This is a genomic window from Pseudomonas sp. B2M1-30, assembly GCF_025447575.1.
Classification (GTDB): Bacteria; Pseudomonadota; Gammaproteobacteria; order Pseudomonadales; family Pseudomonadaceae; genus Aquipseudomonas; species Aquipseudomonas botevensis.
The window spans coordinates 183,414-198,070 of sequence record NZ_JAOEJT010000009.1 but is presented as its reverse complement, the minus strand read 5'-3'; the positions used below and the strand labels follow the sequence as shown (position 1 = coordinate 198,070).

The following is a 14,657-nucleotide window of genomic DNA, read 5'->3' as shown; positions in this document are numbered from 1 at the left end:
ATTCACAGCAAAAACATCAGGTCGGCGGGCATCGCGAGCATCCCCCGCTCAGTCCCCTCGCCCTCCGGGAGAGGGTTAGGGTGAGGGGCTCTTGATCTTTAAGGCTTGCGCTTGCGCGGCCCGGTATTGAACGCCGGCACCTTGCGCACAGGCTTGATCGTCGGCTCCGGCGCCTGGGTATCCCCACTGTCCACCCACTTGCCCAGGTTGCGCTTGCCGCCGCCCCCGGAAGTCTTCGGCTTTTTCGGTTTCTTCGGCTTCTTGATCACCTGACCGCTGGCGTCGGTGTCCGGCACGCGATGCTCAGGTTCGAACTCCGGCTCGTTCTGGCGCTTCAAGGCTTGGCGGGTCAGCATCTCGATCGCCGACAGCAGGTTCACCTCATCGGCACACACCAGAGAAATCGCCTCCCCGGTCGCGCCTGCACGGCCAGTCCGGCCGATCCGGTGAATGTAATCCTCAGCCACGATCGGCAGATCGAAGTTGACCACCAGTGGCAGATCTTCGATATCAAGACCACGGGCCGCCACATCCGTCGCGACCAGCATCTGCACTTCACCGAGTTTGAAACGATCCAGCGCCCGCTGGCGCGTGGCTTGCGGCTTGTCGCCGTGGATGCCGTCGGCATTCACGCCCAGGCCCTGTAGCTTTTCCACCAGCGCATCCACGCCGTTGCGGGTCTTGGCGAACACCAGCACTTGCTTCCACTTGTTCTTGCGCATCAGGTGCACGAACAGTTCCGGCTTGCGCTTCTTGTCCACCGTCACGATCCACTGCTTGACGGTGTTGGCGGCGACGTTGCGCGGGCTGACTTCGATGCTCAGCGGATCGTTGAGCATCTGTCCGGCCAGCAGGCGGATGTCGTCGGAGAAGGTCGCGGAGAACAACAGCGTCTGGCGTTTCTTCGGCAGGGCGCGGTAAATGTTCGCCAGCTCCTCGGAAAAGCCCAGGTCGAGCATGCGATCCGCTTCGTCCAGCACCAGCGTCTGCAACTGGTTGAACTTCAGCGCGTTCTGGCGGAACAGGTCGAGCAGACGCCCCGGCGTCGCCACCAACAGATCGACACCACCGCGCAGCTTCATCATCTGCGGGTTGATGCTGACGCCGCCGTATACCGCGTAAGTGCGCAGCGGCAGGTTTTCGGCGTACTGACGCACCGCTTCATGGACTTGCTCAGCCAACTCGCGGGTCGGCACCAGAATCAGTGCACGCACCGAGTTAGGCGCGACTTTCGGCCCCTCCATCGCCAGCAACTGCAACAGCGGCAAGGCGAAACCGGCGGTCTTGCCGGTGCCGGTCTGGGCGGCGGCCATCAGGTCGCGGCCGGCCAGCACCGCCGGAATGGCTTGCGCCTGCACCGGCGTCGGGGTCTGGTAGCCGAGCGTCTCGAGGGAGCGCAGCAAGGGTTCGATCAGGCCAAGGGTGGCGAAAGTCATGGGAATACCGTAGGAAAAATCAGAGCAAGTGTGCGATGGCGCGCAGTTTACCCTAATTCACACGCTGTTCCGTCGGCACGGCTGTCGGCGCTACGACTGGCGGCTGCGCCGGGCGACGCCACTGTGGCAGGCCGATCAGCACCACCGCACCGATGATCACCAGCATCGCCAGCGCCTCTTCGATCCCGATGGTTTCACCGACAAACACGATCCCCAGCAACACCGCCACCGCCGGGTTGACGTAGGCATAACTGGTGGCTGCCGCCGGACGGACGTTTTTCAACAGATACATGTAAGCGTTGAAGGCGATGATCGAGCCGAAGAAAATCAGGTAGGCCAGCGCCAGCCAGCCTTCCAGTGGCGGCATGGCCTGCAGGTGTTCACCGCTGGCCGCGCTGCCGATCAGCAGCACCACACCGCCGACCAGCATTTCCACGGCACTGGCCATCGCGCCCTGGGGCAACGGCAAGTGTTTGCTCCACACCGAACCGAACGCCCAACTCGCCGCCGCGAAAATCAGCAACGCCGCCCCCAGCGGACTCGATTGCAGGTTGGAGCCCATGTTGAGCATCGCGATACCGAGTATCCCCATCGCTACCCCGGCCCATTCCAGGCGAGTATTGCGCGCGCCCCAGAAATAACCACAGAGCAAGGTGAACAGCGGCACCGTCGCCACCGCCAGCGCGGCAACACCCGATGCCACCCCACTGTGCTCGGCCAACGTCACCGCACCGTTACCGAAACTGAGCAACAGAATGCCGATGATCCCCGCCGCCTTCCATTGCGCCCAGGTCGGTGCCGGCGCCCCGCGCCAGCGCAGGAAGGCATACATCAGGCTGCCGGCGATGACGAAGCGCACACCACCGAGCATCAGCGGCGGCCAGTATTCAACGCCGATGCGGATCACCAGATAGGTCGATCCCCAAATCACATACAGCGCAAAAAACGCGGCGATCAGCGGCAAGGAAAAACGGCGCACGGCAGACATGGGGCAACTCGACATCAAGGCAGGGAGAATGGCTATTCTAAAAAGGCTCAGCAGCAAAAATAAGTTACAAAACCTGTTTATAGCGCCGGTACACTTTTGAAATCACGGAGATCGGCGGCATAAACCACGATTTCGAAAGTCTGGCGTTTTCAGGAAGTTCACCATGGACAAATACGATCGCATGCTGCTCAGCGCCCTGCTGGAAAACGGTCGCGCGTCCTACGCCGACCTGGCGCGCAAAGTGAACCTTTCTGCCCCCGCCGTGGCCGAGCGCGTGGCCAAGCTGGAGGCTTCTGGCGTGATCACCGGCTACCAGGCGAAAGTCGACATGGCCAAACTCGGCCTGCCGATCCAGTGCGTCATCGAACTGCGCCTGAACCAGCACGGCAACCCGAAGGTGTATGACGAACTGATCAGAATTCCGCAACTGACAGAGTGCCACCGGGTCACAGGTGATCCGTGCGTGATCATGCAGGCGGCGGTGGGTTCGATGATCGAGCTGGAAGAGCTGATCAACCGGGTGGCGAAATTCGGGTTCAGCAAGACATCGATTGTGTTGTCGAGTGCGATAGAGAAGCGGGTGCCGCTGGCGCATATCGAAGGAGGTAATCGATAGCAACTCGTCTGCGGTCATGCTTCAACATTTGCATTTTTTGCGACTTTGGAAAGTGTGATGGCACAGATAACATTCACGATTGGTGCAAAGATAGCAACCTAATCGCCCGCTCAAGCGAAAACTACCAATTCACAGGGAAAGAGAATGCGCTTTTCGGAATACAGCAAAGAACTCCGTGCCAGCGAGATCACGCCATTGCTGCAATTTTTCTTCGCGGGGATACTTAGTGGGGAAGCCTGGACCGTCGGCAAGATCATCGGCATCCTGTTGAATAAGCATCTGTCGACCACGGATCTAAGCGTTTACGTTCTACTAATTTCGGGGCTTGCTTTATTCACTTGCCTGCTTTACGCGGCCAGTCGAGGCGCCTGCCTGGAACTTGGAAAACTGTACAAGAGCGCACGGGTAGATCTGGCAGCAGCTTTTTCGCTGGGTGTTTATCTATCCTATAGCAGTGACGGACTCGGAAATGAACTCTATGCAAAGCATCTGGAGAAACTGAACTTCTCACAACTTACCTGCATCGCTATCTCCCCCCTGATCATTGCTTGGGTTACGATGACTAAAGCCTCATTGCGCCTGATTAAAAATAAGGAAAGCACCCCTTACTTCATGAGTGACCGCGAACTCGAAAAAATAGAGGATGATCTGCTGGATTTAAAGGAGCGGGCCTATATTTTTTCGGACCGAGTACTGAATGGTGGTTCCTCGGAAAGCTTGGTTTTTGGTATAGATGCTCCATGGGGATCAGGTAAATCAACTTTCGTAAATTTTTGCTGCGACCATTGGAAAAAGCGACCAAAAAGCCCTCCTATCATTCACCGCTTTGAACCTCTACGTTACGAAGAAGGCGTAGATCTCACTGAAAAATTCATTGACGACCTTATCGGAACAATTCAGCAGCACGTATTCGCTCCTTCCTTGCGCCCCCTCTTCAAACGTTACGAGAACCTTGTAAAAGATAAAAAACACATCTCACTTCTGGACATAAAAAGAACACTATCACTCAACAACGACACCATAGACTCAACGCTCAAGGAGCTGGAAAAAACGCTAAAAAATCTCAACACACGAGTTATCGTCATTATTGACGACTTAGATCGACTGCACTGGTCATCCATCAAAAGCATATTATTTTCTATAAAACGCAGCTTCAAACTATCAAATATCTCTTATGTGCTTTGCTATGACACCACCAACATTATCGCCTCTGCAGAAAACCCTGACTCAGAGAAAACCCTAGAATTCCTCGAAAAATTTGTAAATATAAAAACCAGCCTGTTTCTCAATGCTCAAGACCTTACCAACTTCGTAGCTCGCTACTTCGGGCAATCCGTTAACAACGTATTCAACCTTTCCAACGAAGCGAGCGCCCAACTCAAACGGGTAACCAATGAGATTTCCACCCTTATAACGAGCAGGGACTCTCATCTATACACACCATTCATCGGTGACATTCGAAAAATAAAACGAGTCATCAATACGTTAATGTTGCTGGACATTGATAAAGTTGACTTCAACGAGCACGACTTCAACCCGCGCGACCTGCTTCATCTAGTCTTTCTATATATTTACTACCCTGCAATCTTCCGAAAAATCCATGACACTGAGACCAGCGGAAAATATGGAAACTTCAGCTCAACGCACGAAAACAACCTGCAGCATTCAACTTTCTACAATGAATACAAGAGCAGTTTGAATCATCCAAATCAGATTTTTCTGCTTACCAAGACATTTGAAATGCCAGACTCTTCAAACGCCTCCTTCACAGAGCCTGATCGTGCTTCAAGGGCGTTTTTCCAAGGACAGCGACGCCCCCTTGAGAACTACCTTGACCTCATCGCAAAAATTTCCAGACCAATGTCCGAGAAGTCCCACCGCTCACACTTAAATAAGAAAGACGAAATATTCAAAACCAAAAATTTAAAATCATATCTTGACGAAATATCAAAAAACGCCCCACTGAATAATGAAAAGGGGCAAGAGGAGCTTTGGCGAATAGTCTCAAATCACTTTTCCTCACTTGAGACAGAACAAGCAAAAAAACTTATTACTTACTTTATAGAAAAACTTCCAAACTATTCTTTATTACGCAACGAACACTTCAACGAATTCCGAACCACTGCTGCCAACCTGATAACAAAAATCCTTGATGAGTGCATTACAAGCCCGGATAAAAAAACTCATCCCAGGCTCTCAACTGCCGAACTTTCCATCATCAACCTCTTATACGGGGATAAAAATAATAGTCAACCTGGGATCATTGACAGGATCGCCAAAGAGAGTCGAGGACTACTTGGTTTTCACGACCTTCTGAACATCCGATACCATTGCACCGTCCAGACCAAGCATGAAAATCTTTGGCGTTCCCTCTACATCCACGGCAATGAAAGTCAGACTTTAGCCTCAAAATACGACACACAAAAAAATCAAGCCAGAGAGCTTAGCCATACTATATTCAGTATTTTCCGACGCCAGTACATCGACAACAAGATAAATATTTTTGACGAAATAAGCTCCATAACAATTGAGGAACTTCTTGGGCACGACATAAAATCTCTCGACGACACCAGCTCGTGGGAGTTAAAAGCGGAACAGAAGAGATGTGAAATAAAACTTTCTATCACCAGCCAGCTGGGCAATAGAATTATCGGAGATTTCGGGGTCTATGACGAAAGCGGAAACGCTGACGAATATGGTATTTCAAGAAAATTTTCCAATTACTTGTTTTCCACTTGCTTTAATCCTACAACCCCGAATGGTTACATTTATTTTGCGGAATACCTTTTGCTATTCACAAGCAATACCACAAGAGATTCCGACGACAACACTTACGAAACCAGTCTATCTACCATCCTCAATAATATCGAAAAAGACGACCTTGAAACTTACTGGATGACGCACTACAAAAGCATAAAAAGAGAGCTTTCAAAATCCTCCGAAAGAGCGGTGCATAAGACCCACTCGACACTCAGTTTTCATTACGACTTGCCTCCGATTTTCCGAGCACTAGAGCGTAAATTCCTTCCCAGCGAAGCAGGGAAATAGCTGGGGAGTTTCAACTTTGTAAGATTTCGCAGACTCTAACAACCACGATAGCGCTGCAAGTGCTCGCCGACTTTGGCGGCGGGCACCTTCTGCAACTTGCAAAGCAGATCATGGCTCAACTCCCGCACGCCGTGCTTGTGACGCAACTCTTCAGCTAAATGTGCCAGCAGGTTCGCCGCCATCTCCGCATCCGCCATCGCCCGGTGCGCCTGGCCGGTGTGGGGCAGACGAGCGTAGGTCGTCAGTGTGCCTAGCTTGTGATTCGGCGCCGCCGGCATCAACCGCCGGGCCAGCAGCAACGAGCAGGCGAAGTTCTGCAGGCGTGTGCGTCTGATCCGGCCCAGTTCGAAATCCCAGAACTTCTGGTCGAACGCGGCGTTGTGCGCCAGCAGCGGGGTGCAACCGACGAATTCGTTGACCTCGTTCATCACCTGCTCGGCCGAGGGCGCGGTGCGCAGCATGGCGTTGCTGATGCCGGTCAGTTGTTCGATGAAGGCCGGGACACGCACGCCGGCGTTCATCAGGCTTTGGTAACGCTCGACGATGCGGCCGTTTTCCAGCATGACCACGGCGATTTCCGTGGCCCGGCAGCTGCTGCTTGGCGAGATGCCGGTGGTTTCAAAGTCGATGACTGCAATGCGTTCCAAACCGGGTGGTACTCCGTTCAAATCAATGCTTGAGCTTGTGCTCAATTTTTCAACAGCAGTGCGCCTTCAATCGGCACATAACGGCTGGCGGCGCGGATCAGCGAGTTGGCGGTCAGGCCGGGTACGCCGTAGGCCACGGCTTGTACGCCGTGTTTATTGATGATGCGTTCCAGCAGCATGTCGAAATCACCGTCACCGGAGGCCAGGACGATTTCGTCGACGTGATCGGCGGCGTCCATGATGTCCAGGGTGATGCCCACGTCCCAGTCGCCCTTGGCCGAGCCGTCGCTGCGCTGGATGTAGGGTTTGAGTTTTACGGTGAAACCGAGGTTGCGCAGGATCTGCTGGAACTGCTGTTGTTTGCTGTCGCCGCGATCGATGGCGTAGGCGTAGGCCTCGACGATCTGGCCCTGCTTACTGATGTCCGCCCACAGCGCCGCGTAGTTGAAATGGCAACCATAGGCCTGACGCACGGTGTAGTAGAGGTTCTGCACGTCGGCGAACACTGCGATTTTTTTCACCGGAGTTCCTGTGGGCGCACAAGCGCTCGAAGCGGGATCAGGCGCCAGGCCCGAAAAAGGCGCTCAGTATGCCAGCCCGAAGGAAGGTTCCGCGAATAATCGGCCGTGCGGTGAGGGCGCCGGCCCTCACCGCAGGTTACGCGATGAATCAGACGAAGGAGTCGTCGTCATCGAAGAACGATGAGTTGTCATCGTTGTAGTCGGTGTCGCTAAAGCCGCCCTGGTTATTGTTCCAGGCGTCGTTGTTGGCCATGCGCTGGTCATCGCCCCAACCGTTGTTGCCCTGGTCGTTGACCTGGGCCGGCTCTTCCTTGATGACCTCGACGATTTCCTCTGGCTGCTGGTGGTGGCTGAACAGGCTGCTGATGCCTTGTGCCAGCATCACGCCACCCGCGACGCCGGCAGCGGTTTTCAGCGCGCCGCCGAGGAAGCTGCTGCCCGCCGCCGGGGCCGCTTGTTGCGGGGCGTAGTTGGGTGGCGCGGCGCCGAAGTTCTGTTGCGGTGCAGGCGCCGCGAAGTTCTGCTGCGGTGCCGGCTCACGCCAGCCACCGGAGGACGGCGCAGGCGTCTGGGCCGGCGCCGGACGCGGGCTGCCGCCAAAAATGCTCGACAGGAAACCACCGCCGCTCGACGCCGGGGCCGCACTCTGGGCCTTGGCCGCTTGCAGTTCGGCCTGCAGACGCTGGACTTGCTGGGTCAGTTGCTTGTTCTGTTCATCGAGGCTCTTGAGGGCAGACTCCTGCACCAGAATCGCCTGAGTCATGAAATAACCTGCCGCCGGCTGGCGCGTCAGGTGTTCCTTGATCCGCGCCTCGGCCTGGGCGTCGCGCGGGGCTGCCTCCGTTTCGGCCTGTTGCAGCCGGGAAAACAGTCCATCGATCAGGGTTTGCTCTTCGCTGTTCATGGCGACCTCGTAGATTGCCGGGGATAACGTTGCCCTCGTCCACGCTGGACCAGGTGCTTATCCGTAATGGAGACGGTGACAGGATGTTTCAATGGTCTTTACCGAACGTTTACGTTTGCGACGCCTCGCGAATCATCGGTTAAAGTGGGCCACTGCTTTTGACCTGCGATTACCCCTGTATGAATGCCTTTGATGTGCTGCGCGACTCTCTGTATTTCTTCAAACGCCACCTGGGCCGTATCGTCCAGTTGTGCCTGCCGCTGGTGATTTTCGAAGCGGCGCTGCAACAGGTGGTGGATCGCGCCAGCGACCCGGACGGTTATTCGGCGATCAGCGTGATCGTCGGCCTGCTGGTCTATCCGCTGTACACCGGCGCGCTGATTCTGTTCCTCGACGCCCGCACCCGTGGCGAATCCCCGGCCACCCTCGACCTGCTGGCGATGGCCGCGCGTCTGTGGCCACGCTTCGCGTTGCTCACCGCCCTCAATACGTTGCTGATCCTGCTGGGCCTGTCGCTGTATTTCCTGCCGGGCCTGTGGCTGATGGTGACGCTGGCGTTCGGCGAATACCTGCTGGTGCTGCGCGGCCTCAATCCGTTGCAGGCAATGAAGGAAAGCCTGCGCCTGAGCCGTGGGCATTTCCTGCGGATTCTGGTGTGCATCCTGTGTGTGATGGGGCCGCTGTGGCTGCTCAAGGGTTTGACCCTGCAACTCTATCCCGAGCCGCAGAACCCGTTGCTGGCGGTGTTGATCGACAGCGGCCACAGCTTCCTGCAACTGTTCACCAGCGTGGTGCTGTTCCGCCTGTTCATGTTGATCAGCGAATTGCCTGACAAACGGATCGGATCGGCCTGACCGCTTCGGCCTTGGGCGCTGTGGCTCACTCGGGTATGCTCGGGAGCACTTTCGTATCGCTATAAGCCGAGCCATGACCCGTCTACTGCGCTACCTGCTGCTGTTCGTTGTGTTGGCCATCATCGTCGCCGGACTGGCGATTTTCAGCCTGACCTGGCGCCCCGACGCCCGGGAAACCCTGCCGGTCAGTTGCACCGGCAAACCGCCGACGCTGGTGCCCGGCCAGGCGCTGAAAGTGATGACCTGGAACGTGCAGTACCTGGCGGGCAAGCGCTATGTGTTCTGGAATGATCTGGCCCAGGGCGACGATGAAGCACCGACACCCGAAGACATGGCGTTCAGCCTCGACGAAGTGGCGCGGGTGATCCGCGATGAGCAACCGGATGTGGTGCTGTTGCAGGAGCTGGATGACGGCGCCAAGGCCAGCGACTATCAAAACCAGTTGAAACTGTTGCAGGAACGGGTCGCCGATCTGTATCCGTGCAGCGCCCACGCCTTCGACTGGAAGGCCGACTTCGTCCCCGATCCGCATGTCTTCGGCAGCGTCGGCCGACAACTCGCCACCCTCAGCCGTTATCGCATCGAGCATGCCGAACGCGTGCAGTTGCCGGTTGCGCCGGCCAATGTCATCAGCCGTCAGTTCCAGCCCAAGGATGCCCTGCTGGTCACCACCCTGCCGCTCAGCGATGGCGGACAACTGACCGTGCTCAACACTCATCTGGATCGCGCCAGCCAGCCCGACGACACTTTGCAGAAACAAGTCGCGGCGGTGACCAAGGTACTCGACAAGTATGAGAGCCACGGCCTGCCATGGCTGATCGGCGGTGATTTCAACCTGCTGCCGCTCGGCCAGTACCAACGTTTGCCCGCCGAACAGCGCACGCCCTACTCCGTCGACAGCGCGCTGCACCTGTTGTGGGACAAATACCCGATGATCCCGACCAACAACGAAGCCAGCGGCATCGACCGCGCCAACTGGCTGACCCACTACCCCAACGACCCGGGCCTCAACGGCCCGGATCGCACGGTCGACTACCTGTTCTACAGCCCGAAGATCAAACGGGTCGAAGCCACCGTGCGCCAGGACGACACCCTGCGCATCTCCGACCATTTGCCGGTGATCGCCCGATTCCTCCTGCCCGCTGCGCCCTAGAACAAAGCATCCTCTCCGCTCCATGTGGGAGTGGGCTTGCCCACGAAGGCGTCCTGTCATTCAACATCCATATTGGCTGACCCGACGCCTTCGCGAGCAAGCTCGCTCCCACGGGTTCCGGGGCCACACCGACTATCTGTTCAGCTCCCACGGGTGCCTTAGTGGGTCTCTTCGAGGTCGTCGTGCAGCAGGCCGAAGATCTGCCGCTTCATGTCGATGAATGAGCGCTCCATGACCATGTCCAGCGTGCGTGGTCGTTCGATCGGCACATCGAGAATCTGCTTGATCCGCCCAGGCCTCGCGCCCATCACGTAGACCCGGTCGCCGAGCAGGATCGCCTCGTCGATGTCGTGGGTGACGAACAGCACGGTTTTCTTGCTGTTGCCCCACACCCGCAACAGCAGTTGCTGCATCTGCAAGCGGGTCTGGCTGTCGAGGGCGCCGAAGGGCTCGTCCATCAGCAGGATCTGCGGATCGTTGGCCAGCGCCCGGGCAATCGCCACCCGTTGCATCATGCCGCCGGACAACTGCTTGGCGTAGTTGTCGGCAAAGCCGTCGAGGCCGACTTCGTGAACGTAGTGATCGACGATTTCCTTGCGCTTCGCCGCCGGCATGCCCCGGCGCTTGAGGCCGAACTCGACGTTCTGCCGCACCGTCAGCCACGGAAACAACGTGTAGCTCTGGAACACCATCCCGCGATCCGCACCCGGCCCCTGCACTTGCTGACCACCGACGTAGATCTCGCCGGACGTCGGCTCGGCCAGACCGGCGGTGAGATACAGCAGGCTCGACTTGCCGCAACCCGACGGCCCGACCAGCACCGCGAACTGCTGATCCGGCACTTCGAACGACACCTGCTCCAGCGCGGTAAACGTGCCGCCGCCGGGCTTGGTGTAACTCAGGCTGACCTTGTCCACCTGCAACCGTGGGGCCGCGTGTGCCGGCTGCACGACAGGCTCGATGAAACGATGATTGGCGGCGGTTACTGAGCCCATGCGGCAATCCTCAAACGCAGAAAGCGGAACAGTTGATCGGTGACCAGGCCCAGCAGGCCGATGATCGCGATGGCGAGAAAAATCACATCGACCTGAAAACCGCGCATGGCCTTCAGGCTCAGATAACCCAGGCCGCTGGAGGCGGCGACCAGTTCAGCGACCACCAGGTAGGTCCAGGCCCAGCCCATGGTCACCCGCAGGGTGTCGAGCACGCCCGGCAGGGACGCCGGAGCGATTACATGCAACACCGCGTCGCGGCGATTGGAGCCGAGGGTGTAGGAGGCGTTGATCAGATCCTTGGAGATGCCTTTGGAGACGTCGGCGACCATCACCAGTTGCTGGAAGAACACGCCGAAGATAATCACCGAAACCCGCTGTTCCAGACCGATGCCGATCCACAGGATGAACAGCGGCACGAACGAGGTCACCGGCAGGTAGCGGATGAAGTTCACCAGCGGTTCGAGGAACGCCTGAACGATGCGGAAGCTGCCCATCAGCAGCCCCAGCGGCACCGCCACCAGCGACGACACGATAAACCCGACCATCACCACTTCGACACTGGCCCACACATGCAGGCCCAGCGTCCCGTCGCGGGTCAGGCGCAGGGCGGCTTCAACCACCGCCCCCGGCGTCGGCAGAAACATCCCCGGCACGATGCCACCGTAGGACAACCCGGCCCACAGGCCGACCAACAACACCCAGGCCAGGCCGCTGGCGCTCCACACCACCGACACCGGCAAACCGGTCTTGGGCGTGATGCAGCGGCTCAGCCATGAATTGCGCTTGAACATGACGGGCCTCCTAGAGCGGGCTGACGAAACGGTTGTCGACCAGATCGTCGTTGCTGACGTTGTAGGGCTTGCCCTGCAATTCGCTGGCGGTCTCGTTGGCGAGTTTGATCAGCGGTTCACTGTCGCCGGGCTTGCCCGGTGCGCCGAGCAGTTTTTCGCTCATCGCCTGATCGTAGAAGCGCACGCCTTTGGCGGCAGCGGCCAGCTCCTTGGGATCGGCCAGATAACCGCCAACCCCCTTGGCCATGATTTCGTAGGCTTTCTCAGGGTGATCCTTGGTGTACTGCACCGCCTTGTAGAGACCGGCGACCAGCGCTTTCACATCCTCCGGCTGCTTCTCGATGACGGAGCAATTGAGCGCGACCACATCGACGATCACCCCCGGCGTACTGCTGCTGTCGATCAGCACCTTGCCCTGCTGCTTGTCGTGCACCATCGACAGATGCGGCTCCCAGGTCACCGCCGCCGGCACTCGACCGGCGATGAACGCAGTGGCGGCGTCATCGGCGGTCATGTTCTGCACGGTGATGTCACTCATGCTCATGCCGTTCTTTTTCAGCAGGTAGGACAGCCAGAACTGCGAGGTCGAACCTTCATTGACCGCCACCGCCTGGCCTTTGAGCTCTTGCAGACTCTTCACATTCTTGCCGACCAGCACGCCGTCGCCGCCGTGGCTGTCATCCAGCGCCGCCACGGCCTTGAAGCAGAATTGCGGGCGGTACTTGAGCACTTCGTCGATGGTCGAGGCCGAGCCGGACAATTCGCCCGAGGCTTGGGCGGCCATGTACATCGAGGCTTCTTCGACCACCGGCAATTCGACGGTCAGGCCGTTTTCCTTGAAGTAGCCCAGATCCTGGGCCAGATAGAGCGTGCCGTAACCGACCCAGGTGGTATGGCCGATCGACAAGGTGCCGGCATGGGCGCCGGTGGCGCAAAGGGCGGAAACCGCCAGAGGACAGGCAAGACGGGTAAACAAGGACTTGTTCATGGAGCACTCCCAACGCTGTTGATTTAGTTGTCATGGGCAGTACGGCCGGCGGTCATCGGGTGATTGCCTGCTGCGGTCTCTGTTGGACTCTGGCGGGGCAAGCGATGGCGCTGGCGAAATCGATGTTGACCCAGGCCCGGCTTCAGGAAAACGAGGAAATAGTTGGCTGGGAACGATGAAAAAACTGGGTAGTGCGCACTGCGAAAAGGCGCGACAGGCGGGGGTGCCCGAGGAAGGTGCAAGACGTTGGAAACCGGGCGAACGGACAACCGCTTTCGCGGGCAAGCCCGCTCCCACAGGGGAGTGTGCTTGCCCGCGAAGAGGCCCTTGAGCCTTGCAGGCGTTTCAGAGCCGGCCGAACTCCTGCGCCGTACGATCCACCGCCTTCAGCGTCTTGCCCACCAGCTCATCGATTTCTTCGCGGCTGGCAATCAACGCCGGCGCCATGATCATCCGCCCGAGCGTCGAGCGAATGATCACCCCTTCCTCGAAACCGATCGTGCGGCAGCGCCAGGCAATGTCGTTTTCATTGGCGAAACGCTTGCGGCTGGCCTTGTCCTCGGCCAGTTGCAACGCCGCGACCATGCCGGTGCCCTGAATGTCGCCGACCAGCGGGTGATTGCCGAACACCTCGCGCAGGCACTGTTGCAGGTACGGGCCGATGTCATCCTTGACCCGTGTCACCACCCCTTCATCACGCAACGCCTTGAGGTTGGCGATCGCCACCGCTGCCGCCACCGGATGCCCGGAATAGGTCAGGCCATGGGCGAAGACGCCGCCCTGCTCCACCAGCACATCCGCCATTTTCTTCGACAGAATCAAGCCACCCATCGGGATGTAACCGGAGGTCAGACCCTTGGCGATCGACAGGGTGTCCGGCTGGAAACCGAAGTGTTCGTGGGCGAACCACTCACCGGTACGGCCGAAGCCACCGATCACTTCGTCGGCACACAACAGCACATCGTACTGGCGGCAGATGCGCTGGATTTCCGGCCAGTAACTCTCTGGCGGGAAGATCATCCCGCCCGCGCCCTGGAACGGTTCGGCGATGAAACCGGCGACCTTGTCCGCGCCCAGTTCGAGGATCTTCGCTTCCAGTTGCCGGGCCGCACGCAGACCGAACTCCGCCGGGGTCAGGTTGCCTTCGTGAGCGAAGAAGTACGGCTCGTCGATGTGGGCGATGTCGGGAATCATCCCGCCCATCTCGTGCATGAATTTCATGCCGCCCAGCGCCGTCGCGGCCAGGGTCGAACCGTGGTAACCGTTCCAGCGGCCGATCATGATTTTCTTCTCGGGCTTGCCCAGCACCTGCCAGTAACGGCGCACGGTACGGATCAGCACCTCGTTGGCCTCGGAACCGGAGTTGGTGTAGATCGCGTGGCTGTAGTGCCCCGGCAACAGGCTGAACAACAGCTCGGACAGCTCGATGACCTGCGGGTGGGTGGTGTGGAAAAACATGTTGTAGTACGGCAACTGCTCCAGTTGCCGGCTCGCGGCGGCGTTCAGGTCCTGGCGTCCGTAACCCAGGTTGGTACACCACAGCCCGGACATGCCATCGAGGTAACGCCGGCCGTCGTTGTCCCACAGATGCAGGCGCTCACCGCGCACCATCACCCGTGGGCCTTCGTCGTTGAGGGCCTTCTGGTCGACGAACGCATGAATGTGGTGCGCTGCATCGGCGGCCTGGTAGTCGCGGGTTTCACGTGGGTTGGTCAT

Annotated in this window: 13 protein-coding genes; 4 read left to right on the top strand and 9 right to left on the bottom strand. The window is 58.1% G+C overall.

Features of this window, described 5'->3' with window-relative positions; genetic code table 11:
• Positions 1-98: 98 nt before the first annotated feature.
• Both N8H74_RS18750 and yedA read right to left on the bottom strand, forming a co-directional pair.
• A complete protein-coding gene (locus N8H74_RS18750) occupies positions 99-1,436 on the bottom strand; it encodes a DEAD/DEAH box helicase (protein WP_262149379.1) in 1,338 nt (445 codons plus the stop codon).
• Positions 1,437-1,488: 52 nt separating this feature from the next.
• A complete protein-coding gene (gene yedA, locus N8H74_RS18745) occupies positions 1,489-2,424 on the bottom strand; it encodes a drug/metabolite exporter YedA (protein WP_262149377.1) in 936 nt (311 codons plus the stop codon).
• Between the two features lie 163 nt (positions 2,425-2,587).
• Between yedA and N8H74_RS18740 the strand changes: the two genes are divergently transcribed.
• Together N8H74_RS18740 and N8H74_RS18735 are read left to right on the top strand one after the other, a co-directional pair.
• Entirely contained in the window at positions 2,588-3,040 is a 453-nt protein-coding gene (locus tag N8H74_RS18740) for an Lrp/AsnC family transcriptional regulator (RefSeq protein WP_262149375.1), read from the top strand.
• Between the two features lie 144 nt (positions 3,041-3,184).
• Positions 3,185-6,088, top strand: coding sequence for a KAP family NTPase (locus tag N8H74_RS18735; RefSeq protein ID WP_262149373.1), 2,904 nt, complete (start codon positions 3,185-3,187; stop codon positions 6,086-6,088).
• A 35-nt stretch (positions 6,089-6,123) separates the two neighbouring features.
• On the opposite strand, the gene N8H74_RS18730 is transcribed toward N8H74_RS18735, so the two are convergent.
• The 3 genes from N8H74_RS18730 to N8H74_RS18720 form a co-directional block, all read right to left on the bottom strand.
• On the bottom strand, positions 6,124-6,735 hold the full coding sequence (locus tag N8H74_RS18730; protein ID WP_262149371.1) for a 3'-5' exonuclease: 612 nt from the start codon (positions 6,733-6,735) through the stop codon (positions 6,124-6,126).
• A gap of 41 nt (positions 6,736-6,776) precedes the next feature.
• Positions 6,777-7,256, bottom strand: coding sequence for an NYN domain-containing protein (locus N8H74_RS18725; RefSeq protein ID WP_217830117.1), 480 nt, complete (start codon positions 7,254-7,256; stop codon positions 6,777-6,779).
• A 148-nt stretch (positions 7,257-7,404) separates the two neighbouring features.
• Complete coding sequence (locus N8H74_RS18720) at positions 7,405-8,160, bottom strand: DUF2076 domain-containing protein (protein ID WP_262149369.1); 756 nt, start codon at positions 8,158-8,160, stop codon at positions 7,405-7,407.
• 179 nt (positions 8,161-8,339) lie between these two features.
• Here N8H74_RS18720 and N8H74_RS18715 point away from each other — a divergent pair, with 179 nt between their 5' ends.
• Together N8H74_RS18715 and N8H74_RS18710 are read left to right on the top strand one after the other, a co-directional pair.
• Positions 8,340-9,014, top strand: a complete 675-nt coding sequence (locus tag N8H74_RS18715) for a YciC family protein (protein ID WP_217830119.1) — start codon at positions 8,340-8,342, stop codon at positions 9,012-9,014.
• Positions 9,015-9,087: 73 nt separating this feature from the next.
• A complete protein-coding gene (locus N8H74_RS18710) occupies positions 9,088-10,167 on the top strand; it encodes an endonuclease/exonuclease/phosphatase family protein (protein WP_262149367.1) in 1,080 nt (359 codons plus the stop codon).
• 158 nt (positions 10,168-10,325) lie between these two features.
• Here the strand turns inward: N8H74_RS18710 and N8H74_RS18705 are convergent, their stop codons facing one another.
• The 4 genes from N8H74_RS18705 to N8H74_RS18690 all read right to left on the bottom strand — a co-directional run bounded on the left by N8H74_RS18705 (position 10,326) and on the right by N8H74_RS18690 (position 14,657).
• Positions 10,326-11,162, bottom strand: coding sequence for an ABC transporter ATP-binding protein (locus N8H74_RS18705; RefSeq protein WP_217830121.1), 837 nt, complete (start codon positions 11,160-11,162; stop codon positions 10,326-10,328).
• Positions 11,150-11,953, bottom strand: coding sequence for an ABC transporter permease (locus N8H74_RS18700; RefSeq protein WP_217830122.1), 804 nt, complete (start codon positions 11,951-11,953; stop codon positions 11,150-11,152). Before N8H74_RS18700 ends, N8H74_RS18705 begins: the two co-directional genes overlap by 13 nt.
• Before the next feature lie 10 nt (positions 11,954-11,963).
• Positions 11,964-12,941 carry an ABC transporter substrate-binding protein gene (locus tag N8H74_RS18695; RefSeq protein ID WP_262149364.1) on the bottom strand — a complete coding sequence of 326 codons (978 nt, stop codon included), beginning with the start codon at positions 12,939-12,941 and terminating at the stop codon, positions 11,964-11,966.
• A gap of 345 nt (positions 12,942-13,286) precedes the next feature.
• A complete protein-coding gene (locus N8H74_RS18690) occupies positions 13,287-14,657 on the bottom strand; it encodes an aspartate aminotransferase family protein (RefSeq protein ID WP_217830124.1) in 1,371 nt (456 codons plus the stop codon).

What these genes read in the sequence shown, in the direction of transcription:
- N8H74_RS18750 (WP_262149379.1), bottom strand. Translation starts at nt 1,436, where the DNA reads ATGACTTTCGCCACCCTTGGCCTGATCGAACCCTTGCTGCGCTCCCTC.
- yedA (WP_262149377.1), bottom strand. Translation starts at nt 2,424, where the DNA reads ATGTCTGCCGTGCGCCGTTTTTCCTTGCCGCTGATCGCCGCGTTTTTT.
- N8H74_RS18740 (WP_262149375.1), top strand. Translation starts at nt 2,588, where the DNA reads ATGGACAAATACGATCGCATGCTGCTCAGCGCCCTGCTGGAAAACGGT.
- N8H74_RS18735 (WP_262149373.1), top strand. Translation starts at nt 3,185, where the DNA reads ATGCGCTTTTCGGAATACAGCAAAGAACTCCGTGCCAGCGAGATCACG.
- N8H74_RS18720 (WP_262149369.1), bottom strand. Translation starts at nt 8,160, where the DNA reads ATGAACAGCGAAGAGCAAACCCTGATCGATGGACTGTTTTCCCGGCTG.
- N8H74_RS18715 (WP_217830119.1), top strand. Translation starts at nt 8,340, where the DNA reads ATGAATGCCTTTGATGTGCTGCGCGACTCTCTGTATTTCTTCAAACGC.
- N8H74_RS18710 (WP_262149367.1), top strand. Translation starts at nt 9,088, where the DNA reads ATGACCCGTCTACTGCGCTACCTGCTGCTGTTCGTTGTGTTGGCCATC.
- N8H74_RS18705 (WP_217830121.1), bottom strand. Translation starts at nt 11,162, where the DNA reads ATGGGCTCAGTAACCGCCGCCAATCATCGTTTCATCGAGCCTGTCGTG.
- N8H74_RS18700 (WP_217830122.1), bottom strand. Translation starts at nt 11,953, where the DNA reads ATGTTCAAGCGCAATTCATGGCTGAGCCGCTGCATCACGCCCAAGACC.
- N8H74_RS18695 (WP_262149364.1), bottom strand. Translation starts at nt 12,941, where the DNA reads ATGAACAAGTCCTTGTTTACCCGTCTTGCCTGTCCTCTGGCGGTTTCC.
- N8H74_RS18690 (WP_217830124.1), bottom strand. Translation starts at nt 14,657, where the DNA reads ATGACCAACCCACGTGAAACCCGCGACTACCAGGCCGCCGATGCAGCG.